Source organism: Klebsiella sp. 18074 (genome assembly GCF_902705905.1).
GTDB classification, from domain to species: Bacteria; Pseudomonadota; Gammaproteobacteria; order Enterobacterales; family Enterobacteriaceae; genus Klebsiella; species Klebsiella terrigena.
The window spans coordinates 66,375-92,392 of sequence record NZ_CACSIS010000018.1; the positions used below are offsets into that span (position 1 = coordinate 66,375).

Below are 26,018 nucleotides of genomic sequence, written 5' to 3' on the forward strand. Positions count from 1 at the left end.
CTTTTATAATTTAAAACTAACAATATGATTATAAACAATTAAATTTAATTAGTGTAAATTTATTGTTAATCAGATCACAAAACATTCACTTCTGTTTGCCAAAGCCTTCAGCAAGGAATAAAAGATAATCATTAACATATTAATGAAATCCCTTAAGCTTCAGAAATCAGTACCAGAGGAGTGGTGAATGAAAGGTACCATCTTCGCCGTTGCGCTTAACCACGGCAGCCAGCTCGACGCCTGGCACGAAGCGTTCCAACAGGCCCCGTACAAAACGCCGCCGAAAACCGCGGTCTGGTTTATCAAACCGCGCAATACCGCGATCGGCAGCGGCGACGCAATCCCTCACCCGCAGGGGGAAACCGTGCAGAGCGGCGCCACCGTGGCGCTGATCGTCGGTAAAACCGCCCGCGGCGTCTCCGTCGAAGAGGCCGCCTCCTGCATCGCCGGCTACGCGCTGGCCAACGACGTCAGCCTGCCGGAAGAGAGCTTTTACCGCCCGGCGATCAAGGCTAAATGCCGCGACGGTTTCTGCCCGCTGGGCGCCCTCGTCCCGCTACAGAGCGTCGATAACCTGACCATCATCACCGAAATCAACGGTCGCGAAGCGGATAGCTGGAACACCGCCGACCTGCAGCGCGGCGCCGCCGAGCTGCTGAGCGCCCTGAGCGAGTTCGCCACCCTCAGCCCCGGCGACGCCATTCTGATCGGCACTCCGCACGCCCGCGTCACGCTGCGCCCCGGCGATCGCGTACGCATTCTCGCCGAGGGTTTCCCGGCGCTGGAAAACCCGGTCGTCGCAGAAGGAGAGCTGGTATGAAACAGGCACGTATTGAGTGGCAGGGTCAGGTACGCAGCGCGCAGGTCGACGATCGCGAGCAGGTTATTCTCGATGACGGCACCCGGCTGCAGGAGGGGGAGTTCCGCTGGCTACCGCCCGCCGACGGCACCCTGTTCGCGCTGGGGCTGAACTACGCCGACCACGCCAGCGAGCTGGAATTCAAGCCACCGGAAGAGCCGCTGGTGTTTATCAAAGCGCCGAACACCTTCCTCGGCCACCGCCAGGAGTCGGTGCGTCCGGATAACGTCGAATATATGCACTACGAAGCCGAGCTGGTGGTGGTGATTGGCAAAACCGCGCGCAGGGTCAGCGAGGCCGACGCCCTGGACTACGTCGCCGGCTATACCGTTTGCAACGACTACGCCATTCGCGACTATCTCGAGAACTACTACCGGCCGAATCTGCGGGTAAAAAGCCGCGACACCCTGACGCCGATCGGCCCATGGATCGTCGCGAAAGAGTCGATCCCGAATCCACATAACCTGGCGCTGCGCACCTGGGTCAACGGCGAGCTGCGCCAGCAGGGCACTACCGCCGATCTGATCTTCAGCATCCCGTTCCTGATCGCGTATTTGAGCGAGTTTATGACCCTGCAGCCCGGCGACATGATCGCCACCGGCACGCCTAAGGGGCTGTCTGACGTGGTGCCGGGTGACGAAGTGATCGTCGAAGTCGAGGGCGTGGGCCGCCTGGTCAACCACATCATCAGCCAGCAGGCGTATGAGGAGAAGCTGTCATGAAAAAAATTAACCACTGGATCAACGGCGAAAGCGTGGCAAGTGCGGAGTACTTCCACACCACCAATCCGGCCACCGGCGAAGTGCTGGCAGAAGTCGCCTCCGGCGGTGAAGCCGAGGTGAATCAGGCGGTTGCTGCGGCCAAAGCAGCGTTCCCGAAATGGGCCAACCTGCCGATGAAGGAGCGCGCGCGCCTGATGCGTCGGCTGGGGGATCTGATCGACCAGAACGTTCCGCAGATCGCAGCGATGGAGACCGCCGATACCGGCCTGCCGATCCACCAGACCAAAAACGTGCTGATCCCACGCGCCTCGCACAACTTCGAGTTTTTCGCCGAAGTGTGCCAGCAGATGAACGGCAAGACCTATCCGGTTGACGATAAGATGCTCAACTACACCCTCGTGCAGCCGGTCGGCGTCTGCGCGCTGGTGTCGCCGTGGAACGTGCCGTTTATGACCGCCACCTGGAAGGTGGCGCCGTGCCTGGCGCTGGGCAACACCGCGGTGCTGAAAATGTCCGAGCTGTCGCCACTCACCGCCGACCGCCTCGGCGAGCTGGCGCTGGAAGCCGGTATTCCGCCAGGGGTGCTGAACGTGGTGCAGGGCTACGGCGCGAACGCCGGCGACGCGCTGGTGCGCCATCATGACGTGCGCGCGGTGTCGTTTACCGGCGGCACCGCCACCGGGCGCAACATCATGAAAAATGCCGGACTGAAAAAGTACTCGATGGAGCTCGGCGGCAAATCGCCGGTGCTGATTTTTGAAGATGCCGATATCGAGCGCGCGCTGGATGCCGCCCTGTTCACCATCTTCTCAATCAACGGCGAACGCTGCACCGCCGGCTCGCGCATCTTCATTCAGCAGAGCATTTACCCGGAATTCGTCAAGCGCTTCGCCGAACGCGCCAGCCGCCTGCGCGTCGGCGACCCGACCGATCCTAACACCCAGGTCGGGGCGCTGATAAGCCAGCAGCACTGGGAAAAAGTCTCCGGCTATATCCGCCTCGGCATCGAGGAAGGCGCCACGCTGCTGGCTGGCGGCCCGGATAAGCCCGCCGACCTGCCCGCGCATCTTCGCGGCGGCAACTTCCTGCGCCCGACGGTGCTGGCGGATGTCGATAACCGCATGCGGGTTGCCCAGGAAGAGATTTTTGGCCCGGTGGCCTGCCTGCTGCCGTTTAAAGACGAAGCCGAAGGCCTGCGCCTCGCCAACGATATCGAATACGGCCTGGCCTCCTATATCTGGACCCAGGACGTCAGCAAGGTCCTGCGCCTCGCGCGCGGGATTGAAGCCGGGATGGTCTTCGTCAATACCCAGAACGTCCGCGACCTGCGCCAGCCGTTCGGCGGCGTGAAGGCCTCCGGCACCGGCCGCGAAGGCGGTGAGTACAGCTTCGAGGTGTTCGCCGAAATGAAAAACGTCTGTATTTCCATGGGTGACCATCCGATCCCGAAATGGGGCTTATAAGGAGCACAAAATGGGCAAATTAGCGTTAGCCGCCAAGATTACTCACGTACCTTCCATGTATCTCTCCGAGCTGCCGGGGAAAAATCACGGCTGCCGCCAGTCGGCGATCGACGGTCATAAGGAGATCGGTAAACGGTGCCGGGAGATGGGCGTCGATACGATTATCGTCTTTGATACCCACTGGCTGGTCAACAGCGCCTACCACATTAACTGCGCCGACCATTTTAAAGGGGTCTATACCAGCAACGAGCTGCCGCACTTTATTCGCGACATGACCTACGACTACGACGGGAATCCGGAGCTGGGTCACCTGATTGCCGACGAAGCGGTCAAGCTCGGCGTGCGCGCCAAGGCGCACAACATTCCGAGCCTCAAGCTGGAGTACGGCACCCTGGTGCCGATGCGCTATATGAACAGCGATAAGCATTTCAAAGTGGTGTCGATCTCCGCTTTTTGCACCGTTCACGACTTCGCCGACAGCCGCAGGCTGGGGGAAGCCATCGTCAAGGCCATTGAGAAATATGACGGTACCGTGGCGGTCTTCGCCAGCGGCTCCCTGTCGCACCGCTTTATCGACGACCAGCGCGCCGAAGAGGGGATGAACAGCTACACCCGCGAGTTTGACCATCAGATGGATGAGCGGGTGGTGAAGCTGTGGCGCGAAGGCAAATTCAAAGAGTTCTGCACCATGCTGCCGGAGTACGCCGACTACTGCTACGGCGAAGGCAATATGCACGACACGGTGATGCTGCTCGGGGTGCTCGGCTGGGATAAATACGACGGCAAGGTCGAGTTTATCACCGACCTGTTCGCCAGCTCCGGCACCGGCCAGGTTAACGCCGTCTTCCCGCTGCCGGCTCAGGCGTAAGGAGTCCGCGATGCCACATTTTATCGCCGAATGTACCAGCAACATCCGCGAGCAGGCCGACCTGCCGGGCCTGTTCGCCGAGGTGAATCAGGCGCTGGCCGCCACCGGTATTTTCCCGATCGGCGGCATCCGCAGCCGCGCCATCTGGCTGGATACCTGGCAGATGGCCGACGGCAGGCACGATTATGCCTTCGTGCATATGACGCTGAAAATCGGCAGCGGGCGCAGCCTCGAAAGCCGCCAGCAAACGGGAGAGATGCTCTTTGCCCTGATCAAAGCGCACTTCGCCGCGCTGATGGAGAGCCGCTACCTCGCGCTGTCGTTCGAGATTGAGGAGCTGCACCCGACTCTGAATTACAAACAGAACAACGTCCACGCGCTGTTTAAATAATTGACGTCATCCGGACGCGGGCTCCCCGACCTCGGCGCTCTCGTCCGGGCAACCCGATGGTACCAATTGCAGGCAATGTCACAGGAATCCCTATGCTCGATAAACAGACCCGCACCCTGATCGCCCGGCGGCTGAACCAGGCCGAAAAGCAGCGTGAACAGATCCGCGCCATCTCGCTCGATTATCCCTCGATCACCATTGAGGATGCCTACGCCGTCCAGCGCGAGTGGGTTGAGCTGAAAATTGCCGAAGGCCGGGTGCTGAAGGGCCATAAAATTGGCCTGACCTCAAAGGCGATGCAGGCCAGCTCGCAGATTAGCGAGCCGGACTACGGCGCGCTGCTCGACGATATGTTTTTCCACGACGGCAGCGATATTCCCACCGACCGCTTTATCGTTCCGCGCATCGAGGTCGAGCTGGCCTTCGTGCTGGCCAAACCGCTGCGCGGCCCGAACTGTACGCTGTTCGATGTCTATAACGCCACCGATTACGTGATCCCGGCGCTGGAGCTGATCGACGCCCGCTGCCACAACGTCGACCCTGAAACCCAGCGCCCGCGTAAGGTATTCGACACCATCTCCGATAACGCTGCCAACGCCGGGGTGATCCTCGGCGGCCGGCCGGTTAAGCCCGATGAGCTGGATCTGCGCTGGATCTCCGCGCTGATGTATCGCAACGGAGTCATCGAAGAGACCGGTGTTGCCGCCGGCGTGCTGAATCACCCGGCCAATGGCGTTGCCTGGCTGGCGAACAAGCTGGCGGCGCACGACGTGCAGCTGGAGGCCGGGCAAATTATCCTCGGCGGCTCGTTTACCCGTCCGGTACCGGCGCGCAAAGGCGATACCTTCCACGTCGATTACGGCAACATGGGCGCGATTAGCTGCCGCTTTGTGTAGGGGAAAGAAGATGAATAATGCGTTTAAAGATGCGCTGCAGGCCGGGCGCCCGCAAATCGGCCTGTGGCTGGGACTCTGCAGCAGCTACAGCGCCGAGCTGCTGGCCGGCGCCGGATTCGACTGGCTGCTGATTGACGGCGAACACGCGCCAAACAACGTGCAGACGGTGCTGACCCAGCTACAGGCGGTGGCACCCTACGCCAGCCAGCCGGTGGTTCGCCCTTCGTGGAATGACCCGGTGCAGATTAAGCAGCTGCTGGACGTCGGGGCGCAAACTCTGCTGGTACCGATGGTACAAAATGCCGACGAAGCGCGGCTGGCGGTGAAAGCCACGCGCTATCCGCCAGCCGGTATTCGCGGCGTGGGCAGCGCCCTGGCGCGGGCTTCCCGCTGGAACCGTGTCCCGAACTATCTTCATCAGGCCAACGATGCTATGTGCGTGCTGGTACAGATTGAGACCCGCGAGGCGTTGAAAAATCTGCCGCAGATCCTCGACGTCGAAGGGGTGGACGGCGTGTTTATCGGCCCGGCGGATCTCAGTGCCGATATGGGCTTCGGCGGCAACCCGCAGCACCCGGAAGTGCAGGCGGCCATTGAAAGCGCCATCGTTCAGATTCGCCAGGCAGGCAAAGCCCCGGGCATTCTGATGGCAAACGAGCAGCTGGCAAAACGCTATCTCGAACTCGGCGCGCTGTTTGTCGCCGTCGGCGTCGACACCACCTTGCTCGCCCGCGCCGCCGAAGCCTTAGCCGAGCGCTTCGGCGCCAGCGGAACGGCAGCCCAGTCCGGCGTCTATTAAGAACGCCACATCGCGACCCTACAAAAATTCCCATTAGAGGAAAGACCATGAGCGACACATCATCAGCCATTCCGGAGACGCGCGATCCCGCCAATCAGCACAAGCAGCTGACGGCGCAGCAGCAGTCGGTTATCAATAAGCTGTTTCGCCGCCTGATCGTATTTTTGTTCGTGCTGTTTATCTTTTCATTTCTCGACCGCATCAATATCGGCTTTGCCGGGCTGACGATGGGCCAGGATCTGGGGCTCAACGCCACCATGTTCGGCCTGGCCACCACGCTGTTCTACGCCACCTACGTCATCTTCGGTATTCCGAGCAATATCATGCTCAGCATCGTCGGCGCCCGCCGCTGGATAGCCACCATCATGGTGCTGTGGGGGATCGCCTCGACCGCCACGATGTTCGCCACCGGTCCCCATAGCCTGTACGTGCTGCGCATGCTGGTGGGGATCACCGAGGCCGGCTTTCTGCCCGGCATCCTGCTCTATTTAACCTACTGGTTTCCGGCATTTTTCCGCGCCCGCGCCAACGCCCTGTTTATGATTGCCATGCCGGTGACCACCGCCATCGGTTCGATTGTTTCCGGCTATATTCTGTCGCTGGACGGCCTGTTCAACCTGCACGGCTGGCAGTGGCTATTTTTGCTCGAAGGGTTCCCGTCGATGCTGCTGGGCATCATGGTCTGGTACTGGCTGGATGACTCCCCGGCAAAAGCCAAATGGCTGACCGCGGAGGACAAAAAGTGCCTGCAGGAGATGATGGATAACGACCGGCTGACGCTGGTACAGCCGGAAGGCGCCATCAGCCACCACGCGATGCAGCAGCGCAGCCTGTGGCGTGAAGTCTTAACACCGATCGTGCTGATGTACACCCTGGCCTATTTTTTCCTGACCAATACGCTCAGCGCGATCAGCATCTGGACGCCGCAGATCCTCAAAAGCTTTAACGAGGGAAGCAGCAATATCACTATCGGCCTGCTGGCGGCGATCCCGCAGATCTGTACCATTCTGGGGATGATTTACTGGAGCCGACACTCGGATAAATGCCAGGAGCGCAAGCACCATACCGCCCTGCCGTTCCTGTTTGCCGCCGCCGGCTGGCTGCTGGCCTCGGCGACCGATCACAACCTGATCCAGATGCTGGGGATCGTCATGGCCTCGACCGGATCGTTCAGCGCGATGGCCATTTTCTGGACCACACCGGACCAGTCGATCAGCCTGCGCGCGCGGGCCATCGGGATCGCCGTGATCAACGCCACCGGTAATATTGGATCGGCGCTCAGTCCGTTTATGATCGGCTGGCTGAAGGATCTAACCGGCAGCTTTAACAGCGGCCTGTGGTTCGTCGCCAGCCTGCTGGTGATGGGCGCCGTGATTATCTGGGCCATTCCGATGAAAGCCTCGCGCCCGCGCGCCACGCCTTAAGGAGCGGCTATGCCCCAGCGTTCGATCGCCAATATCGATATCAATAAAGAGTACGATGAAAGCCTGGGCACGGAAGACGTGCACTACCAGTCGTTTGCCCGCATGGCGGCCTTTTTTGGCCGCGACATGCAGGCCCATCGCCACGACCAGTATTTTCAGATGCACTTTCTCGATACCGGGCAGATTGAGCTGCAGCTCGACGACCACCGCTACTCGGTGCAGGCGCCGCTGTTCGTCCTGACGCCGCCGTCGGTGCCGCATGCGTTTATCACCGGCTCCGAGAGCGATGGTCACGTGCTAACCGTGCGGGAGGATCTGATCTGGCCGCTGCTGGAGGTGCTCTATCCCGGCACCCGGGAGGCCTTTGGCCTTCCGGGGATGTGCCTGTCGCTGGCCGATAAGCCGGACGAGCTCGCGGCGCTGGCCCACTACTGGCGGCTGATTGAGCGCGAATCGACCGCACAGCTGGCGGGGCGCGAGCATACGCTGGTGCTGCTGGCGCAGGCGGTGTTCACGCTGCTGTTGCGTAACGCCAGGCTCGACGACCACGCTGCCAGCGGCATCCGCGGCGAGCTCAAGCTGTTCCAGCGCTTCAACCAGACCATCGACGGCCACTACCACCAGCACTGGACGGTGCCGGATTACGCCAATGAGCTGCATATTACCGAATCAAGGCTGACCGACATCTGCCGGCGCTTTGCCAACCGGCCGCCGAAGCGCCTTATCTTCGACCGGCAGCTGCGCGAGGCCAAGCGGCTGCTGCTGTTTTCCGATAGCGCGGTCAATGAAATCGCCTGGCAGCTGGGGTTTAAAGACCCGGCCTATTTTGCCCGCTTTTTTCATCGCCTGGTCGGCTGCTCGCCCAGCGCCTTCAGAACGCAAAAAGTACCGGTCTCCTGAGCGTTCCCTGCCAGCGGCGCCCGGGCGATAAGCTCCAGGCCCCGGCAGGCGCGGCACGGCCGGAGAAGTCGGCTGCCGCCATCCCCGGCGCGCAGCGGCAAAACAGCGAAAAACCAACCCGGATCACAGAACGCCATCCCGCCTGAAAAGTACCTGCCGTTGACCTAAAAGTCTCTTCACGAAACCCACGTAAACCGCTTCAATTAAACAACAAAAAGAAAACATAAATTTAACCTTTGTACCCTGAATGCTTCGAGTCTCAGCCGAAAAGGCGCCGCCCGAAGCATGACGGGATATGCCGCTTAATACTGAAGAGGTCCCGATGAAACCTGAAGATTTCCGCGCAGACGCTAAACGCCCGTTAACCGGGGAAGAGTACCTGAAGAGCCTGCAGGACGGCCGCGAAATTTATATCTACGGTGAGCGCGTCAAGGACGTCACCACTCACCCGGCGTTCCGCAACGCCGCCGCCTCCGTCGGCCAGCTGTACGATGCGCTGCACAAACCGGCGCTGCAGGACTCCCTGTGCTGGAACACCGATACCGGCAGCGGCGGCTATACGCATAAGTTCTTCCGCGTGGCGAAGAGCGCCGACGATCTGCGCCAGCAGCGCGACGCCATCGCCGAGTGGTCGCGCCTGAGCTACGGCTGGATGGGCCGCACTCCGGACTACAAGGCCGCCTTCGGCTGCGCGCTGGGCGCCAACCCGGCGTTTTACGGCCAGTTCGAACAGAACGCCCGCAACTGGTACACCCGCATTCAGGAAACCGGCCTGTACTTTAACCACGCCATCGTCAACCCGCCGATCGACCGCCATAAGCCGGCCGATGAGGTGAAAGATGTCTACATCAAGCTGGAAAAAGAGACCGATGCCGGGATCGTGGTCAGCGGGGCGAAAGTCGTCGCCACCAACTCGGCGCTGACCCACTACAACATGATTGGCTTCGGCTCCGCGCAGGTGATGGGGGAAAACCCGGACTTCGCGCTGATGTTCGTCGCCCCGATGGATGCCGAAGGAGTGAAGCTTATCTCCCGCGCCTCCTACGAAATGGTCGCCGGCGTCACCGGATCGCCTTATGACTACCCGCTCTCCAGCCGCTTCGATGAGAACGACGCGATCCTGGTGATGGATAAGGTGCTGATCCCGTGGGAGAACGTGCTGATCTATCGCGATTTCGATCGCTGCCGCCGCTGGACGATGGAGGGCGGCTTCGCCCGCATGTACCCGCTGCAGGCCTGCGTACGCCTGGCGGTTAAGCTCGACTTTATCACCGCCCTTCTCAAGCGCTCGCTGGAGTGTACCGGCACCATGGAGTTCCGCGGCGTGCAGGCGGATCTCGGCGAAGTGGTGGCCTGGCGCAACATGTTCTGGGCGCTGAGCGATTCGATGTGCTCCGAGGCGACGCCGTGGGTTAACGGCGCGTACCTGCCGGACCACGCCGCGCTGCAAACCTACCGCGTGATGGCACCGATGGCCTACGCCAAGATCAAAAATATCATCGAGCGTAACGTCACCAGCGGCCTGATCTACCTGCCGTCCAGCGCGCGCGACCTCAATAATCCGCAGATCGACCAGTATCTGGCGAAATACGTGCGCGGATCCAACGGTATGGATCACGTCGAACGCATCAAGATCCTCAAGCTGATGTGGGACGCGATCGGCAGCGAGTTCGGCGGCCGCCACGAACTGTATGAGATCAACTACTCCGGTAGCCAGGATGAGATTCGCCTGCAGTGCCTGCGCCAGGCGCAGACCTCCGGCAACATGGACAAAATGATGGCGATGGTCGATCGCTGCCTTTCCGAGTATGACCAGCACGGCTGGACGGTGCCGCACCTGCACAATAACTCTGATATCAATATCCTGGATAAGCTGCTGAAGTAATTCACAGCGGGAGGTCACAATGCAATTAGATGAACAACGCCTGCGCTTTCGCGATGCCATGTCCAGCCTGTCGGCGGCGGTGAACGTGATCACCACCGAAGGCGATGCCGGCCGCTGCGGCATCACCGCCACCGCGGTGTGCTCGGTAACCGATACCCCGCCGTCGGTGATGGTGTGTATCAACGCCAACAGCGCAATGAACCCGGTATTCCAGGGCAACGGCAGGCTGTGCATTAACGTCCTGAACCATGAGCAGGAGGTGATGGCGCGCCACTTTGCCGGAATGACCGGGGTGACGATGGAGGAGCGCTTCAGCCTCTCGTGCTGGCAGAAGGGCGTGCTCGGGCAGCCGGTGCTGAAGGATTCGCTGGCCAGTCTCGAAGGCGATATCAGCCAGGTGCAGACCATCGGCAGCCACCTGGTGTATCTGGTCGAGATCAAGAACATCACCCTAAGCCAGGAAGGCCACGGGCTGATTTACTTCAAGCGTCGTTTCCATCCGGTGATGATGGAGATGGCGGCCGCCGTCTAGCCAGGCCCGCTCTCCCCCCTGCTGCCAGGGGGGAGAAATTCTTGTGATCTCAATCACATATTATCCCACTGTTCATTTCCTGCCCAACCGCTTACTCCCGCAAGTGACCGCTTAATCCGCCATACAACCACTCGTTGATTTACCCAACTTTACGCGCGCAAAGTTCTGGCAAGATCGTCCCCAGCATAGTGACTCAATACCTCCTCAAAATTACGTTCAGACGGCTTCGGCCAATTATTCAACTCATAACGCCAGGTTTTACTATGGATACTAAAAAACTATTCAAGCACATACCCTGGGTGATTCTTGGAATCATCGGGGCATTTTGCCTTTCGGTCGTCGCCCTGCGTCGCGGGGAGCACGTTAGCGCCCTGTGGATTGTCGTCGCATCGGTATCGGTCTATCTGGTGGCCTACCGCTACTACAGCCTGTACATCGCCCAAAAGGTGATGAAGCTCGACCCAACCCGCGCAACGCCGGCGGTTATTAACAACGATGGCCTGAACTACGTGCCGACCAACCGCTACGTGCTGTTCGGCCACCACTTTGCCGCTATTGCCGGCGCGGGCCCGCTGGTCGGCCCGGTACTGGCCGCGCAGATGGGCTACCTGCCCGGTACGCTGTGGCTGCTGGCCGGCGTGGTTCTGGCGGGGGCGGTGCAGGACTTTATGGTGCTGTTTATCTCCTCGCGCCGTAACGGTTCGTCGCTGGGTGAAATGATCAAAGAAGAGATGGGACCGATTCCGGGGTCGATTGCCCTGTTCGGCTGCTTCCTGATTATGATAATCATCCTTGCGGTGCTGGCGCTGATCGTCGTGAAGGCGCTGGCAGAAAGCCCGTGGGGCGTCTTTACCGTCTGCTCAACCGTACCGATCGCGCTGTTTATGGGGATCTACATGCGCTTCCTGCGCCCGGGACGCGTGGGCGAAATTTCGGTTATCGGTATCGTGCTGCTGGTGGCTTCTATTTACTTCGGCGGCGTGATTGCCCACGACCCGTACTGGGGCCCGGCGCTGACCTTTAAAGACACCACCATCACCTTCACCCTGATCGGCTACGCGTTTATCTCCGCGCTGCTGCCGGTATGGCTGATTCTGGCGCCGCGCGACTACCTGGCGACGTTCCTGAAAATCGGCGTTATCGTCGGCCTGGCGCTGGGCATCGTTATCCTTAACCCGGACCTGAAAATGCCGGCGGTCACCCAGTACATCGACGGTACCGGCCCGCTGTGGAAAGGTGCCCTGTTCCCGTTCCTGTTTATCACCATCGCCTGCGGCGCGGTCTCCGGCTTCCATGCGCTGATCGCTTCCGGTACCACGCCGAAGCTGCTGGCAAACGAAACCGACGCGCGCTTTATCGGCTATGGCGCAATGCTGATGGAGTCCTTCGTGGCGGTCATGGCGCTGGTTGCAGCGTCTATCATCGAACCGGGCCTCTATTTTGCGATGAACACCCCGCCGGCCGGCCTCGGTATCGTGATGCCGAACCTGCATGAGATGGGCGGCGAAAACGCCGCGATGATTGCCGCGCAGCTGAAAGAAGTCACCGTTCATGCGGCGGCTACCGTCAGCTCCTGGGGCTTTGTGATTTCGCCTGAGCAGATCCTGCAAACGGCGAAAGACATCGGTGAACCCTCGGTGCTGAACCGCGCGGGCGGCGCCCCGACCCTGGCCGTCGGTATCGCCCACGTGTTCCACAAAATCATCCCGATGGCGGATATGGGCTTCTGGTACCACTTCGGTATTCTGTTTGAAGCGCTGTTTATCCTTACCGCCCTCGATGCCGGTACCCGTGCAGGCCGCTTTATGCTCCAGGATCTGCTGGGCAACTTCGTGCCGTTCCTGAAAAAAACCGATTCGCTGGTTGCCGGTATCGTGGGGACCGCGGGCTGCGTAGGCCTGTGGGGTTATCTGCTGTATCAGGGCGTGGTCGACCCGCTGGGCGGCGTGAAGAGCCTGTGGCCGCTGTTCGGCATCTCTAACCAGATGCTGGCCGCCGTGGCGCTGGTTCTTGGCACCGTGGTGCTGGTCAAAATGCAGCGTACCAAATACATCTGGGTCACCGTCGTTCCGGCCGCATGGCTGCTGCTGTGCACCACCTGGGCACTGGGTCTGAAACTGTTCAGCACCAACCCGCAGATGGAAGGCTTCTTCTTTATGGCCCAGCAGTACAAAGAGAAGATTGCCGCCGGCGGCGAGCTTAGCGCGCAGCAGATTGCCAATATGAACCATATCGTGGTCAACAACTACACCAACGCCGGTTTAAGCATCCTGTTCCTGGTGGTGGTCTACAGCATCATCTTCTACGGCATCAAAACGTGGATCAACGTGCGTAACAATAAGGTACGTACCGACAAAGAGACCCCGTACGTGCCGGTGCCGGAAGGCGGCGTGAAGACCTCTTCACACCACTAATCCAGCCCCGTTCAGCCCCGCTTCGGCGGGGCTTTTCAGTGAGCAACGCGGGCATTGTTGGCACCCTTCGGAACGGACGCGCGGTACCTGAGGACGGCGGGCGCTGCCCGGATGCAAAATGGCAGGTCACATCGCCTGCATCAGCGAACTTTATGCCTGTAAGGATAATTTGATGTTTGGTAACTTAGGCGAAGCAAAGAAGTACCTCGGTCAGGCGGCGAAGATGCTGATTGGCATTCCGGACTACGACAACTACGTTGAGCATATGAAAGCCAACCATCCGGATAAGCCGTATATGACCTACAACGAATTCTTCCGCGAGCGCCAGGAAGCGCGCTACGGCGGGAGTGGCGAAGGCGGCGTACGCTGCTGTTAATGGAGGCACGCATGACACCGATTGCAGTCACCCTGCTGACCGGATTTCTTGGCGCAGGCAAAACCACCCTGCTGCGGCATATTCTCAATGCACAGCACGGCTTTAAAATCGCGGTGATCGAAAACGAATTTGGTGAAGTCTCCGTTGATGATCAGCTGATTGGCGATCGCGCCACACAAATCAAAACCCTGACCAACGGCTGCATCTGCTGCACCCGTTCCAACGAGCTGGAAGATGCCCTGCTCGACCTGCTCGACAGCCGCGATCGCGGTGAGATTGCCTTCGACCGGCTGGTGATTGAGTGCACCGGCATGGCCGATCCCGGTCCGATTATTCAGACCTTTTTCTCCCATGAGATCCTCTGTGAACGCTACCTGCTGGATGGGGTGATTGCGCTGGTTGATGCGGTCCACGCCGACCAGCAGATGAACCAGTTCACCATCGCCCAGTCGCAGGTGGGCTACGCCGACCGTATTCTGCTGACCAAAACCGACGTCGCGGGCAGCAGCGAGACGCTGCGCGAACGGCTGGCGCGCATCAACGCCCGGGCGCCGATTTATGCGGTAACCCACGGCGATATCGATCTGAGCCAGCTGTTTAATACCGGCGGCTTTATGCTGGAAGAGCGGGTAGTGAGCGCTAAGCCGCGCTTCCACTTTATTGCCGACCAGCAAAACGACGTGTCGTCGATCGTGGTGGAGCTGGACTACCCGGTGGATATCAGCGAGGTGTCGCGGGTCATGGAAAACCTGCTGCTCTCATTCGCCGAGCAGCTGATGCGCTATAAGGGGATGCTGTGGATTGACGGCGAGCCTAACCGCCTGCTGTTCCAGGGCGTCCAGCGCCTGTACAGCGCCGACTGGGACCGCCCGTGGGGCGAAGACCAGCCGCACAGCACGCTGGTGTTTATCGGCATTAACCTGCCGGAAGAGGAGATTCGGGCGGCGTTTGCCGGATTGCGGAAGTAGCGGTTCGCACGGGCCCTCTTCCCGTGGAAGAGGGCTAGCGTGAAGGCATCAGGAAGCGCAGAACTCATTCCAGGTAGCACGATAGATAACGTTTCCTTCGGTGTACTTGCAGGTTACGGCCTCATCGCGCAGCTCGAGCGTTTTGCTTAAGGTATTAGAGTCATTTTTAATCACGAAAATGTAAATTTAAGTGTTTAATTATTACTATAGAAACATTTTCGGAAATTATTAGAAAGCGAACTAGTTCAGCGCCAATCAATATCTCCCGCCTCGTTCAACGGATGTTTAGGAAAAAAATTAAACTGAATCTAAACGCCAAAACGTTAATCATTGACGCTGCGATAAATCAACTAATCAACAACATCAATAGAGGGTTTTAATAACAACCTCAGCATAAAACCTCGACAGCCATCACATTTGCAGTCGTAAACGTCGCTTGTTAGGGTGTCCTCAGATGAATTTAATGACGAGGCATAAACCATGAAAAAGCTCAATATCCTTATCCTTTCTGCTCTGACCGCCGTTTCCGGCTCAGCAATGGCGATGGGCTTTACCGTCGAACAGGGGAAAAATTTTACCAACCTCAATATGGAACTGGGTAAATCCTCCTCCGGCGTTTATGCCGAAAGCAACTGGCTCAAAAACACCGACGACGGCACCCAGACCGGCGGCGTTGGCGCGGGTTATAACCTGGAAGTTGGTCCGGTGATGTTCAATGCCGGCGCAAAAGCTATCTACCTTGGGCCGAAAAAAGGCGATAACGGCGTGGCGTTCCCAATCGGTGGCGGCGTTAACGTTGCGCTGACCGACAGTATCCACGTATTCGGTGAAGGTTATGCCGCGCCCGAAGGCCTGAACAATAGCGTGAAAAACTACGTTGAAGCCAACGGCGGCGTGAGCTGGACGCCGATTACTCCGGTCACGCTGAAAGTAGGTTACCGTCACGTGAGCGTCGACGGGAAAGACGGTCGTCCGAACCACACCCTGATTGACGGCGCCTATATTGGTGGTGGGGTCACCTTCTGACAACGTCGATAACAGTAAAAAAACCTGCCGGACGGCAGGTTTTTTCTTTTAGCGTTCTGAGCTTACCGGCGAATCACCACCAGCTTCTGGTTCACAAACTCTCGAATCCCCAGATCCGCCAGCTCGCGGCCAAAACCGGAGCGCTTGACGCCGCCAAACGGCAGCTCCGGCGCGGTATCGGTCAGCCAGTTGATATAGACCATCCCGGTCTCAATTCGTGACGCCATTCGTTTCGCCCTCTCGGTATCCAGGCTGAATATCGCGCCGCCGAGCCCGTAGTGCGAATCGTTCGCCAGGCGGATCGCCTCATCGTCATCCTTCACCACATAAATTTGCGCCACCGGGCCGAAGAACTCTTCAAAGTACGCCGGATTATCGCGGGTGATGCCGGTCAGAATGGTCGGTGAAAAATAGTTGCCCTCGCACTGCGCCGGCTTGCCGCCAAGATGCAGCCTGGCGCCATGCTTCACCGCCTCATCCACCTGTTTGGTCAGTGTCTCCAGGGCATCTTTGGAGGAGAGCGGCCCCAGCGTGGTGCTCTCATCCAGCGGATCGCCGATCTTCACCTGACGGAATGCCTCGGTAAACTGGCTCAGGAAGCGCTCGGCGATTTTTTCATGCAGGATAAAACGCTTCGCCGCGGTACAAACCTGACCGGCATTGTTGAGCCGCGCCTGTACGCCAGTCTTCACCGCCTTGTCGAGGCTGGCATCATCCAACACCACAAAGACATCGTTGCCGCCCAGCTCGAGGGTCGATTTCTTAATGTGCTTCGCCGCCTGCGCCGCCACGACGCCACCCGCTTTTTCCGAACCGGTTAACGCCGCTCCCCGCACGCGATCGTCGGCAATAATCTTCGCCACCTGATCCTGGGAGATAAACAGATTGGTCCACGCCCCCTCCGGCGCGCCGGCCTCTCGCACCAAATGAGCGAAGGTTTCCGCGCAGTGCGGAACGATGCTGGCGTGCTTGGCGAGAACCGGATTCCCCGCTGCCAGGTTTGGCGCCAGCACGCGCATCAGCTGGTAATAGGGGAAGTTCCACGGCTCCACCGCCATCAGCACGCCGATTGGATGGTGTTCAACCCACGCCTCGCCGAGCTCAGAGGGATACTTCACCGGAGCGAGAAAGCGCTCGGCATTATCGGCGTAATAGCGGGCGATCTGCGCGCAGAGCTTCACCTCACCGCGGCTTTGGCCGATGAGCTTGCCCATCTCCTGGCTGGCAATTTTCGCCAGCTCCTCCACCCGGCTATCGATGAGGTCCGCCAGCCTGTGCAGGATAGGTAAGCGCTGGGCAATATCGCCCTTCGACCATGCGGAGTGGTAGAGCGCATCCGCTTTCTGCAGAGCCGCCTCCACGTCGGCATCACTATGCGGGGCGTACTCTTTAATAAGCCGATTATTTGCAGGATTCACCGTCTGATAGGCCATGTCGTATGTCTCCTTAGTATCGTCATTAATGCAGTCATAAATACCACTCAGGACATTAATGTTAGTAGAGATAGCTGGCCATAAAGGTAAAGTTAGGTATTTACGGAGGATTCCGGCCGGAGATCGTCAGGTGATATCCGGCGCAGAGCGGGATTAAGAGAAATGAATCATCGCGGCCAGGCCAACTGATAAAGCCATGCCGCGACACAATCAATGCTTCGCGGCGGTAATCTCCTCTTCTGACAGACCGGTAATTCGCAGCACCGTCTCCAGAGCGATGCCGTCCGCCAGCATGGTACGGGCAATACGCAGCCCTTCAGCTCGCTGGCCCGCAATCTGGCCTTCGCGGCGCCCTTCAAGCTTACCTTTTCTACGCCCAACTTCCTGGAGTCTTTCCGCAATAGTCATCAGTTCCTCCTTATGATGTTGCGGTGCCCGCCTGGCAAGCTCACGAATAAACCTGCCAAAACGAGGGGCATCGCCGGAATATACCAGGTAATTAAACAGCGTTTTTAGCTGGCCGTCATTAGTATATTCCTTAACCGAAATGGCGATTATCTGTTCGACCAGCTTCATCAAATCGCGCTGGCGGACATGCTTTTGCATGAACTCCAGCAACGCTACGCGTCGGTGCTGGACGATTTCGTCATCCGGGATCACCGTAATATCCACCAGCGGAAAAGCGGTCGCATATAACCTGCGGGCATGCGCCGGATGGGTAAAGCCATCCAGCCAGCACAGCGAGTAAGGGTAAGGCGTGGCGATGCCGTGATAGAACAGCATGGGCACTACCAGCGGCAGGCACTTGTGGCCAGCATCCAGATGGTGCTGCATCGCCGCAATGGCATAGCGCATCAGCCTGAAGGCCATATGGGCATCCGGCGAACTTTGGTGCTCAATAACGACGTAAATATAGCCTTCACCGGCGGTGGTTTTCAGCGACCAAAGCACATCGAAGTAGCAGGCACGCAGGTCCTCCTCAATAAAACTTGCGGATTCTAGCCGCAGCGTCTCCAGATCGCAGAGCGGGCGTAGCGAGGACGGCAGGTGGATGTCCAGAAAATCCCGCGCGGTATCCGCATTCCGGAGAAACTTTTTGAAAACCGCATCATGCGGCGTCGACGTCGGGCTTTTTTCCATTGTAATCAGCCTGCGCGGAGGAGTACTAAAGCGACTCTACCTGCCGGTCACCCAGCCTGCACGCCGCCGTTTATCTCTTTGCGTGTCGGGACGGAGGATATTTTTATCCAGAGGTAATAACGACATTTTTTCCCCTGCCCGCTCGCAAAACGCCCGCCGGAGACAGCCGCCGCCGGGCGTGCTATAAATCCATAATCCTTTCGCTGCAGGAGCTTTTGTGAACCACACTCGCGATATCCCGCAAACTTTCTGGCGCGACGCCGCGCTTCCCTGGCTGGAGCTGCGCAGCACCTGGGGCAGCCGCCGGGCGTATAAACGCCACAGCCACCCGCAGCTTTCGCTGGGGGCCATTATTGAGGGTGAAACGCGCTGCATCTGCAACGGACGGGAGTACCTGCTGCGCCCCGGAGACCTGATAGCGATCTCACCCGACGCGCCGCACAGCTGTAATCCCCTTGCCGGACGGCCGCGCAGCTACCACATGCTCTATCTCGACGTTGACTGGTGTCTGGCGCAGCTTCCTGCCCTTTCCGGCGCCGTGCGGCTAGCCGCGCCGCAGCCGATACTGCGCAGCGCCGATCTTTTCCTTCAGTATCAGCATATCGTCCAGCTGACGCTGCGGCAGCGGATCGCCGAGCTACCCGCCGCCATCGCGCGGCTGCTGCGCGAGCTGCCGCTATGCCCGATGCCGCCGGAACGCCTTCACGACAGCAGCGAACGGCTGCTCGACAGGGTAACCGCGAGCCTGCCGGTACCGCTTTCGCTGGATGCGCTGGCCGACGAATTTGCGCTGCGCAAAGAGACCCTGATCCGCACCTTTAAGCAGGATACCGGCCTGACGCCGGCCAGCTTTATCAATATGGCGCGGATCGAGTACGCCAGACGCCGCCTGCGCGCCGGGGATGAGATAGCCGACGTCGGCTATCAGGCCGGATTTGCCGATCAGAGCCACTTCCATAAAACCTTCGTCAGCTACACCGCCGCCACGCCGCGCCAGTACGCGCTTGGCCGATCAATATCAGACAATAATTAGCGCTGAGCCTTACGTAGGGTGATCTCAGATTTATTCCGAGGTCACTATGGACATGCTTACTTCGCTTTTCCCGCCCGCGTTTCCGGCGCTGGCGCTCTCCCACTTCGTTGCCCTGCTGAGTCCCGGGCCAGATTTCTTTCTCCTGATGGGCTACGCCATCCGCTATCGCCTGCGCGGTAGTGCCGGCCTGTGCATCGGCATCGCGCTGGGTAACGGGCTGTATATTGCCGTCGCCATCGTCGGCTGGAGCATGGTGCGCCACGCCCCGCTGCTGTTTAGCGCAATCGCGCTGCTGGGGGCGGCCTGGCTGCTGTGGCTCGGCGGCCAGCTGTGGCGGAGCCGGCCCGGCGCATTCACCCTGGAAGCGGCGGCAGCCCGGCGCCCTTCACTTGCCAGACAGCTGCTGCTGGGGCTGGCCTCGGCGCTGCTTAACCCCAAAAATGCCCTGTTTTACCTCGCGCTGATGACCTCCCTGCTTGGCCCGCAGGTGACCCTCGCCCAGCAGATAACCAGCGGAGTCTGGATGACCAGCGTCGTGCTGCTGTGGGATTTACTACTGGTATCGCTGATCGCCCTGCCGCAGGTGCAGCGCCGCCTTGGCACCGTCATCTGGCGGGTTGAACGGGCGGCCGGCGCGGTACTGATGGGCTTTGGCGGCTGGATTATCTGGCAGTTTTTGCATGAGCTAGCCGTCAGGTTATATGCTTAAGGCTATGGAAAAACTTGCTGAACTAAAACGGGCCAAACTGCTGGCCCTGTCGCTGCTGCTGGTGGCGGCCGCGATTTTTGTCGCTACCCTACTGCTGCCGCCGACGCCGTGGGTCAGCGCGCTGAAGGCTATCTCCGAAGCGGCGATGGTCGGTGCGCTGGCGGACTGGTTTGCGGTGGTGGCGCTGTTTCGCCGCATTCCGCTGCCGTTCGTCTCCCGACATACGGCGATTATCCCGCGTAATAAGGACCGAATAGCCGACAATCTCGGCTATTTCGTGCAGGAAAAATTCCTCGATACCCCCTCGCTGGTGGCGCTGATCCGCCGCTACGAGCCGGCGCTGATGCTCGGCAACTGGTTTAGCCAGCCGGAGAACGCCCGGCGGGTGGGCCAGCATCTGCTGCAGGTGATGAGCGGCTTCCTCGAGCTCACCGACGATGCGCGCATTCAGCGCCTGCTGCGCCGTGCGGTGCACAAGGCCATCGATAAGGTCGACCTGACGCAAACCAGCGCCATGATGCTTGAAGGGCTAACCCGCGATAACCGACACCAGAAGCTGCTGGATTCCCTTATCAGCCAGCTTATCGCCCTGCTGCAGCGCGACAGCTCCCGCGCCTTTATTGCCCGCGGCATCATCCGCTGGCTGGAGACCGAGCATCCGCTCAAGGCCAAAATTCTCCCCACCGAATGGCTGGGCGAGCACAGCGCCGAAATGGTCACCGATGCGGTGAATACGCTTCTTGACGAGGTGAGCCAGGATCGCACTCATCAGATCCGCCAGGCCTTCGATCGCGCGGCGCAGAAGCTGATCGATAGCCTGAAAACCGATCCGCTGATGGCGCAGAAAGCGGACAACATGAAGGCTTATCTGAAAAACGACGAGACGTTTAACCGCTATCTTGGCGAGGTGTGGGCCGACCTGCGCGGATGGATTAAAAATGACGTTAATAGCGATGATTCGCGGATCAAGCAGCGGATCGCCGAGGCCGGGCAGTGGTTTGGCGAAACGCTGCTCCACGATGACGCCCTTCGCGAGTCGCTGAATGAGCATCTGGAGCAGGCGGCGCATCGGGTGGCGCCGGAGTTTGCCACCTTCCTGACTCGTCATATTAGCGATACGGTGAAGAGCTGGGACTCCCGCGATATGTCGCGGCAAATCGAGCTGAATATCGGTAAGGATCTGCAGTTTATCCGTATTAACGGTACCCTCGTCGGGGGTACTATCGGCCTGCTGCTGTGGCTACTCTCGCAGATCCCATCTCTGCTTTTACGCTAGGTGAGCCCCGCTCGTCCGGCGGAGCCCTGCGGTTAGCCGATGCGGGTAAAGCCGGCAGCGCGAATGCTGCCTGAGACGAATCGCCTGTGAAACGCATGCGCTATATGCCCTCTATTTTCCCGGCAAATACAGCAATCCTAAGGTAGGATCGTTTATCGACTTTCTGCTGGCAGAGCCAGGCCCGTTACCGGCGTGGTATAGCGGGATCCCCAGCTGAGTTTGCCGTCAATCCAGAGCACTTTTTAAGGAGTAAAAATGGCTGAAATCACCCTGACCCCCGGCGAACGCGAGCAGCTTCGAGAAAAGCTATGTACCTACTGCGAAAGAAATTTTGACCTTGAGCTGGAGCAGTTTGATGCCGAGTTCTTCGTGGATTTTATCGCCGAACAGCTGGGGCCCATGTTTTACAACGCCGGGATTGAGGAAGCCATTCGCACCCACGTGGCCTACAGCGAGCGGATCCAGGAAGAGATGGATGCGAAGAAAGTATTCTGATGACGCCCCGCAATAGGCCGACATCGGCGGGAGATCAATAAACACGCACTATTGACATGGTTATAATGCGGGCTCTTTCATTATCTCCCGTGTACGGGGAAGGAAAACCATGTCGCTAATTACCGATCTACCCGCCATTTTTGACCAGTTCTCCGAGGCCCGCCAGAAGGGCTTTCTCACGGTGATGGACCTGAAAGAGCAAAATATCCCCTTGGTCGGAACCTACTGCACCTTTATGCCCCAGGAGATCCCGATGGCGGCAGGCGCCGTCGTCGTCTCTCTGTGCTCAACCTCGGATGAAACCATCGAAGAGGCGGAAAAAGATCTGCCGCGTAATCTCTGCCCGCTGATTAAAAGCAGCTACGGGTTTGGCAAAACGGATAAATGCCCCTACTTCTACTTTTCCGACCTGGTGGTGGGTGAAACCACCTGCGACGGCAAAAAGAAAATGTATGAGTACATGGCCGAATTCAAGCCGGTTCACGTGATGCAGCTGCCGAACAGCGCCAGCGACGATGCTTCCCGCGCGCTGTGGAAAACCGAGATCCTGCGCCTGCAGCAGGTGGTCGAAGCCCGCTTTGGCCACAAAATCACCGAATCCGCGCTGCGCGACGCCGTTCGCCTCAAGAACCGCGAGCGGCGGGCGCTGGCGAACTTCTATCGCGTCGGGCAGCTCAATCCTCCCGCCCTCAGCGGCAGCGATATCCTGAAAGTGGTGTACGGCGCGACCTTTCGCTTTGATAAAGCCGCGCTAAGCGACGAGCTCAACGCTATGGCAGATCGCGTGCGCCAGCAGTGGCAGGATGGCCAGCGGCTGGCGGCTCGCCCGCGCATTCTGATCACCGGCTGCCCGATTGGCGGCGCGGCGGAAAAAGTCGTGCGTGCCATTGAAGAGAACGGCGGCTGGGTGGTGGGTTTTGAAAACTGCACCGGCGCCAAGGCGACCGAGCGCTGCGTGGAGGAGACGGGCGACGTCTACGATGCGCTGACCGATAAGTACCTCGCCATCGGCTGCTCGTGCATCTCGCCAAACGACCAGCGCTTAGCCCTGCTTAGCCAGATGGTTGACGAGTATCAGGCCGACGGCGTGGTGGATGTCATCCTGCAGGCCTGTCATACCTATGCGGTTGAATCAATGGTGATTAAGCGCCACGTTCGCCAGCGGCACAACCTCCCCTACATCGCGATTGAGACCGACTATTCGACGGCGGATATCGGCCAGCTCAGCACCCGCGTCGCGGCCTTTATTGAGATGCTGTAAGGAGCGCGCGTGACTTTTACGGTAGGTATTGATTCCGGCTCCACCGCCACGAAGGGCATCCTGATGAAAGAGGGCGTTATCCAGCGACGCTTTCTCTGCCCGACGCCCTTTCGCCCGGCCGACGCCATCAACGAGGCGTGGCAAACCCTTAGCGCCGGACTTAGCGAGCGGCCATTTTTAACCTTAACCGGCTACGGGCGTCAACTGGTCGATTTTGCCGATAAGCAGGTGACGGAAATCTCCTGCCACGGCCTCGGCGCGCGTCTTCTGGCGCCCGCCACCCGCATGGTTATCGATATTGGCGGCCAGGATAGCAAGGTCATCCAGCTAGACGAAGACGGCAATCTCACCGACTTCCTGATGAACGATAAATGCGCGGCGGGCACCGGGCGTTTTCTGGAGGTTATCTCGCGCACCCTCGGCGCCAGCGTCGGGCAGCTGGATAGCATCACCGAAGGCGTCGAACCGCATGCGATCACCAGCATGTGCACGGTATTTGCCGAATCCGAAGTGATTAGCCTGCGCTCGGCGGGCGTCGCGCCGGAAGCGATTCTGGCCGGCGTGATCAACGCCATGGCCCGCCGCAGCGCCAACTTTATCGCCCGGCTTTCAGCCCAGGGACCGCTGCTGTTTACCGGCGGCGTCAGCCGCTGCGCGGCCTTTGCGCGCATGCTCGAAGGCCACGCGGGGATCGCGGTGCACACCCATCCCGACGCCCAGTTTGCCGGCGCGGTTGGCGCGGCGCTGATTGGCCTGCGTCAGAGGCGCCGCGGATGACGGAGTATCTGTTTTTATTTCACTCGACGCCGGGGGTCGTGCGCACCCGCAAGGCCCTGCAGGCGGCGGGGATCGCCTTCCAGGTGAAGGATATCCCGCGCCAGCTGCGCGGCGGCTGCGGCCTGTGCATCTCTCTTCGCTGCCTGCCTGGAGAGGAGCTACGGTGGGTGATTCCCGGCGCCACGGAGGCGATTTATCGCTACGTCGCCGAAGAGTGGCGCTGCATCGCCACCTTCCCGGCCTGATCCTATTCGCTAATAATGAACCGCGTTGGCGCAAAGCAGTTCAGGATACGGTGGACGAGAAACACCAGCGTCAGGGTGACGACAAGCGAAATAGTGACCGAGCTAATCCGGTACAGATCGCTGAAGATCAGGTCCTGATCCGGGTGCAGGTTCTGACCAAACATGATGCCGATGGTGGTGATGCTGGCGAAGCCCACGCCGGCCCCGACTTTCTCCATCACGTGGAGGCGCGCGCTGAAGGCCAGGCCGAGCGCGATCAGCGGCATCATCAGCACCATATGGTTGCTGAAATCATAAATAAGCAGCTGCACCACCAGAATGTAGAGACAGGCCAGCACCACGCCCACCACGCGCCAGATGGAGCTGATCACCGCGCCGCGATAGTGCATCGGGAAGAGGATCAGGATCCCGGCCATCAGCGCTGACAGCGAATCGCTGAGATCGCAGATCTGGAAAACCACGAAAATTATTGTCGCAACGGTGCCGGAAAGCAGCGATTCATGGCGAATACGGGCGGCATCCTTCTCAATCCGCGGCGGCGGCCGGCGCGGCTCAACGTCCGGGATCAGATAGTTCAGCAGCGCGCTGAGGGCCACCGCCATCACGCAGGCTTCGATATTGGAAAACATCAGCGTATGCCAGTTGCTGGAGGGATAGCTCATAAAGTTGAGCATCGTGCTCTGACAGACCACGCCCATCGAGCCCAGCAGAAACAGCGGCCCCTGACTCATAAAGCGAAAGCGCATCACATAGAGGCCAAACACCACCAGGGTCATAATCACCGGCCACTGCGACAGATAGCCGACGATCAGCACCATTTCGACGCAGTTTACCGCTGCGCTAAACACAAACTGCCGCGCGACGTGGCGGTTAAACACCGGCACCAGCGACAGCAGCATCAGCGGATAAACCACGAAAAAGACGCCGTACTGCACGTCGTAGAAGGTCGAAATGCTCAGCGCGATAGTTCCGGCAACGGCGATGCGCAGCGTCTGGCGAAAATCATTGGCCGTGTAGACGATATTGCCATGTGGGGTGAAGACCCGCGCCAGGGTATTAATAGACATAGTGCAGCAGGCTCACCAGATGAATCTGCGCACCGGCAAAGGTGCGGGCAAACGGACCATCGCTATTGTAGAGCTGCACCGTGGCGCGCGCGCCGGTGGGCAGCGGCTTATCCAGCGGCTCATCCAGCGCCACGTGGATGCGCATGCGCTGCGCATCGCGCACCCAGCGGGTGGACTGCTCAGGCTGCGACAGCTGGCCGTTGACCTCTTCCTGCCCGGCCAGAATCCCGGCATCGCTGCTAGTGACGCGCGCTTTAAAGACTTTACCCGGCAGCGCATCAAACACCACCGCCGCATCGGTATTCACGCCAGTGTGGCGCAGGCTCTTCTCGCGGAAATCGGCAACGATATCGGTGTGATTGCTCACCAGCGCCAGCAGCGGCGTGGCGGCGGTAGCGTACAGTCCGGGGTTGAGCTGAAGGTTGCTGACCATGCCGTCAGTTTCGGCGCGAACCTGCGTCCAGCCGAGGTTAAGCTGCGCCTCTTCCAGGGCGTTGCGGTATTTTTGCAGCGTGACGTTGCGCGCATCGTCGCGTTCGCCGCGCTGGATCAGCAGATTCTGGATGCTGGCATTGAGCGCGCTGACCGATTGTTCACTGGTCTGCCAGGTGGTGCGCACCTTATCCAGGTCCGACTGCGAGACGTTCTGCATGGTGCTCAGCCGCTGATAACGGTCGAGGGTAACTTTGTCGTTGCGCGCGGTGTACTGGGCGGTGCGCAGGTTGGCGCGGGCAGAGGCGATCTGCGCGTCCAGTTGCTGGTTGCTCAGCTTCGCCTGCTCAAGGGCGATTTGCGCGGCTTCCACTTTGTTGGTAAACGGCGTCGGGTCCAGCTCATAGAGCAGGTCGCCCTTCTTCACCTGGCTGTTGTTATGTACATAGACATGGGAGACATAGCCGGAGACACGCGACGAGACCGGGGTCACCACGCGCATCACCGTGGAGTCCGGAGTGAGCGGGATCCAGATATCGGCAACGATAAACCAAGCGAATATCGCCAGGAACGCGGCAATACTCACCCTTACCCAACGGGCAAACTTCTGTTCAGGGGTCATCATAG

General features: G+C 59.4%; 26 protein-coding genes and 1 pseudogene. 23 read left to right on the plus strand and 4 right to left on the minus strand.

The annotated features are described in order from the left end of the window. The first annotated feature begins 187 nt into the window (after positions 1 to 187). From GVK32_RS18100 to GVK32_RS18170, 15 genes are all read left to right on the plus strand, one after another. Positions 188 to 820 (plus strand): fumarylacetoacetate hydrolase family protein, encoded by a 633-nt coding sequence (locus GVK32_RS18100; RefSeq protein ID WP_159871364.1) that lies wholly within the window; start codon positions 188 to 190, stop codon positions 818 to 820. Further along, positions 817 to 1,581, plus strand: a complete 765-nt coding sequence (locus GVK32_RS18105) for a fumarylacetoacetate hydrolase family protein (RefSeq protein WP_159871366.1) — start codon at positions 817 to 819, stop codon at positions 1,579 to 1,581. The genes GVK32_RS18100 and GVK32_RS18105 overlap by 4 nt, the downstream gene beginning before the upstream one ends. Further along, on the plus strand, positions 1,578 to 3,044 hold the full coding sequence (hpaE, locus tag GVK32_RS18110) for a 5-carboxymethyl-2-hydroxymuconate semialdehyde dehydrogenase (RefSeq protein WP_045860158.1): 1,467 nt from the start codon (positions 1,578 to 1,580) through the stop codon (positions 3,042 to 3,044). The genes GVK32_RS18105 and hpaE overlap by 4 nt, the downstream gene beginning before the upstream one ends. 10 nt (positions 3,045 to 3,054) lie before the next feature. After that, positions 3,055 to 3,912: a 3,4-dihydroxyphenylacetate 2,3-dioxygenase gene (gene hpaD, locus GVK32_RS18115; protein WP_041143912.1), complete on the plus strand. Its 858-nt coding sequence runs from the start codon at positions 3,055 to 3,057 to the stop codon at positions 3,910 to 3,912. A gap of 10 nt (positions 3,913 to 3,922) precedes the next feature. Beyond that, a complete protein-coding gene (locus tag GVK32_RS18120) occupies positions 3,923 to 4,303 on the plus strand; it encodes a 5-carboxymethyl-2-hydroxymuconate Delta-isomerase (RefSeq protein WP_133600757.1) in 381 nt (126 codons plus the stop codon). Positions 4,304 to 4,395: 92 nt separating this feature from the next. Then, positions 4,396 to 5,199: a 2-oxo-hept-4-ene-1,7-dioate hydratase gene (gene hpaH / locus GVK32_RS18125; RefSeq protein ID WP_159871368.1), complete on the plus strand. Its 804-nt coding sequence runs from the start codon at positions 4,396 to 4,398 to the stop codon at positions 5,197 to 5,199. A gap of 10 nt (positions 5,200 to 5,209) precedes the next feature. Continuing rightward, a complete protein-coding gene (gene hpaI, locus GVK32_RS18130; RefSeq protein WP_159871370.1) occupies positions 5,210 to 5,998 on the plus strand; it encodes a 4-hydroxy-2-oxoheptanedioate aldolase in 789 nt (262 codons plus the stop codon). Between the two features lie 47 nt (positions 5,999 to 6,045). Beyond that, on the plus strand, positions 6,046 to 7,422 hold the full coding sequence (gene hpaX, locus GVK32_RS18135) for a 4-hydroxyphenylacetate permease (RefSeq protein WP_159871372.1): 1,377 nt from the start codon (positions 6,046 to 6,048) through the stop codon (positions 7,420 to 7,422). Positions 7,423 to 7,431: 9 nt separating this feature from the next. Next, positions 7,432 to 8,322: a 4-hydroxyphenylacetate catabolism regulatory protein HpaA gene (gene hpaA, locus GVK32_RS18140; RefSeq protein ID WP_045860170.1), complete on the plus strand. Its 891-nt coding sequence runs from the start codon at positions 7,432 to 7,434 to the stop codon at positions 8,320 to 8,322. 322 nt (positions 8,323 to 8,644) lie between these two features. Continuing rightward, the gene (hpaB, locus tag GVK32_RS18145; RefSeq protein ID WP_123552785.1) at positions 8,645 to 10,207 is read left to right on the plus strand and encodes a 4-hydroxyphenylacetate 3-monooxygenase, oxygenase component; all 1,563 of its coding nucleotides are present in this window, start codon (positions 8,645 to 8,647) and stop codon (positions 10,205 to 10,207) included. A 19-nt stretch (positions 10,208 to 10,226) separates the two neighbouring features. After that, positions 10,227 to 10,739 carry a 4-hydroxyphenylacetate 3-monooxygenase reductase subunit gene (locus GVK32_RS18150; RefSeq protein ID WP_041143905.1) on the plus strand — a complete coding sequence of 171 codons (513 nt, stop codon included), beginning with the start codon at positions 10,227 to 10,229 and terminating at the stop codon, positions 10,737 to 10,739. Positions 10,740 to 11,002: 263 nt separating this feature from the next. Further along, entirely contained in the window at positions 11,003 to 13,153 is a 2,151-nt protein-coding gene (locus GVK32_RS18155) for a carbon starvation CstA family protein (protein ID WP_159871374.1), read from the plus strand. Between the two features lie 172 nt (positions 13,154 to 13,325). Beyond that, positions 13,326 to 13,529: a YbdD/YjiX family protein gene (locus GVK32_RS18160; RefSeq protein ID WP_076946472.1), complete on the plus strand. Its 204-nt coding sequence runs from the start codon at positions 13,326 to 13,328 to the stop codon at positions 13,527 to 13,529. An 11-nt stretch (positions 13,530 to 13,540) separates the two neighbouring features. Continuing rightward, positions 13,541 to 14,497, plus strand: coding sequence for a GTPase (gene yjiA / locus GVK32_RS18165; RefSeq protein WP_159871376.1), 957 nt, complete (start codon positions 13,541 to 13,543; stop codon positions 14,495 to 14,497). Positions 14,498 to 14,977: 480 nt separating this feature from the next. Then, positions 14,978 to 15,523, plus strand: coding sequence for a YfaZ family outer membrane protein (locus tag GVK32_RS18170; RefSeq protein WP_159871379.1), 546 nt, complete (start codon positions 14,978 to 14,980; stop codon positions 15,521 to 15,523). Between the two features lie 62 nt (positions 15,524 to 15,585). Here GVK32_RS18170 and GVK32_RS18175 read toward each other — a convergent pair whose 3' ends face one another. Next, positions 15,586 to 16,956: an NAD-dependent succinate-semialdehyde dehydrogenase gene (locus GVK32_RS18175; protein ID WP_159871382.1), complete on the minus strand. Its 1,371-nt coding sequence runs from the start codon at positions 16,954 to 16,956 to the stop codon at positions 15,586 to 15,588. 210 nt (positions 16,957 to 17,166) lie between these two features. Next, the gene (locus tag GVK32_RS18180) at positions 17,167 to 18,096 is read right to left on the minus strand and encodes an Rpn family recombination-promoting nuclease/putative transposase (protein WP_159871385.1); all 930 of its coding nucleotides are present in this window, start codon (positions 18,094 to 18,096) and stop codon (positions 17,167 to 17,169) included. A 217-nt stretch (positions 18,097 to 18,313) separates the two neighbouring features. Here GVK32_RS18180 and GVK32_RS18185 point away from each other — a divergent pair, with 217 nt between their 5' ends. From GVK32_RS18185 to GVK32_RS18220, 8 genes and pseudogenes are all read left to right on the plus strand, one after another. After that, on the plus strand, positions 18,314 to 19,129 hold the full coding sequence (locus tag GVK32_RS18185; RefSeq protein ID WP_159871388.1) for a helix-turn-helix domain-containing protein: 816 nt from the start codon (positions 18,314 to 18,316) through the stop codon (positions 19,127 to 19,129). Positions 19,130 to 19,175: 46 nt separating this feature from the next. Next, complete coding sequence (locus GVK32_RS18190; RefSeq protein ID WP_159871391.1) at positions 19,176 to 19,838, plus strand: LysE family translocator; 663 nt, start codon at positions 19,176 to 19,178, stop codon at positions 19,836 to 19,838. After that, positions 19,831 to 21,114: a DUF445 domain-containing protein gene (locus tag GVK32_RS18195; RefSeq protein WP_159871394.1), complete on the plus strand. Its 1,284-nt coding sequence runs from the start codon at positions 19,831 to 19,833 to the stop codon at positions 21,112 to 21,114. The genes GVK32_RS18190 and GVK32_RS18195 overlap by 8 nt, the downstream gene beginning before the upstream one ends. Before the next feature lie 79 nt (positions 21,115 to 21,193). Continuing rightward, a pseudogene (locus tag GVK32_RS29230) lies at positions 21,194 to 21,331 on the plus strand (LysR family transcriptional regulator); the annotation flags it as partial. A 38-nt stretch (positions 21,332 to 21,369) separates the two neighbouring features. Further along, the gene (locus GVK32_RS18205) at positions 21,370 to 21,609 is read left to right on the plus strand and encodes a DUF2164 domain-containing protein (RefSeq protein ID WP_159871398.1); all 240 of its coding nucleotides are present in this window, start codon (positions 21,370 to 21,372) and stop codon (positions 21,607 to 21,609) included. A 109-nt stretch (positions 21,610 to 21,718) separates the two neighbouring features. Then, a complete protein-coding gene (locus GVK32_RS18210; protein WP_159871401.1) occupies positions 21,719 to 22,870 on the plus strand; it encodes a double-cubane-cluster-containing anaerobic reductase in 1,152 nt (383 codons plus the stop codon). A 9-nt stretch (positions 22,871 to 22,879) separates the two neighbouring features. Continuing rightward, positions 22,880 to 23,647 carry a putative 2-hydroxyacyl-CoA dehydratase activator YjiL gene (gene yjiL, locus GVK32_RS18215; protein WP_159871404.1) on the plus strand — a complete coding sequence of 256 codons (768 nt, stop codon included), beginning with the start codon at positions 22,880 to 22,882 and terminating at the stop codon, positions 23,645 to 23,647. Next, the gene (locus GVK32_RS18220; protein ID WP_045860207.1) at positions 23,644 to 23,892 is read left to right on the plus strand and encodes a DUF3343 domain-containing protein; all 249 of its coding nucleotides are present in this window, start codon (positions 23,644 to 23,646) and stop codon (positions 23,890 to 23,892) included. The genes yjiL and GVK32_RS18220 overlap by 4 nt, the downstream gene beginning before the upstream one ends. Before the next feature lie 2 nt (positions 23,893 to 23,894). Here the strand turns inward: GVK32_RS18220 and GVK32_RS18225 are convergent, their stop codons facing one another. Next, a complete protein-coding gene (locus tag GVK32_RS18225; protein WP_159871407.1) occupies positions 23,895 to 24,959 on the minus strand; it encodes a DUF2955 domain-containing protein in 1,065 nt (354 codons plus the stop codon). Then, a complete protein-coding gene (locus GVK32_RS18230) occupies positions 24,949 to 26,016 on the minus strand; it encodes an HlyD family secretion protein (protein WP_159871410.1) in 1,068 nt (355 codons plus the stop codon). Before GVK32_RS18230 ends, GVK32_RS18225 begins: the two co-directional genes overlap by 11 nt. Between the last annotated feature and the right edge of the window lie 2 nt (positions 26,017 to 26,018).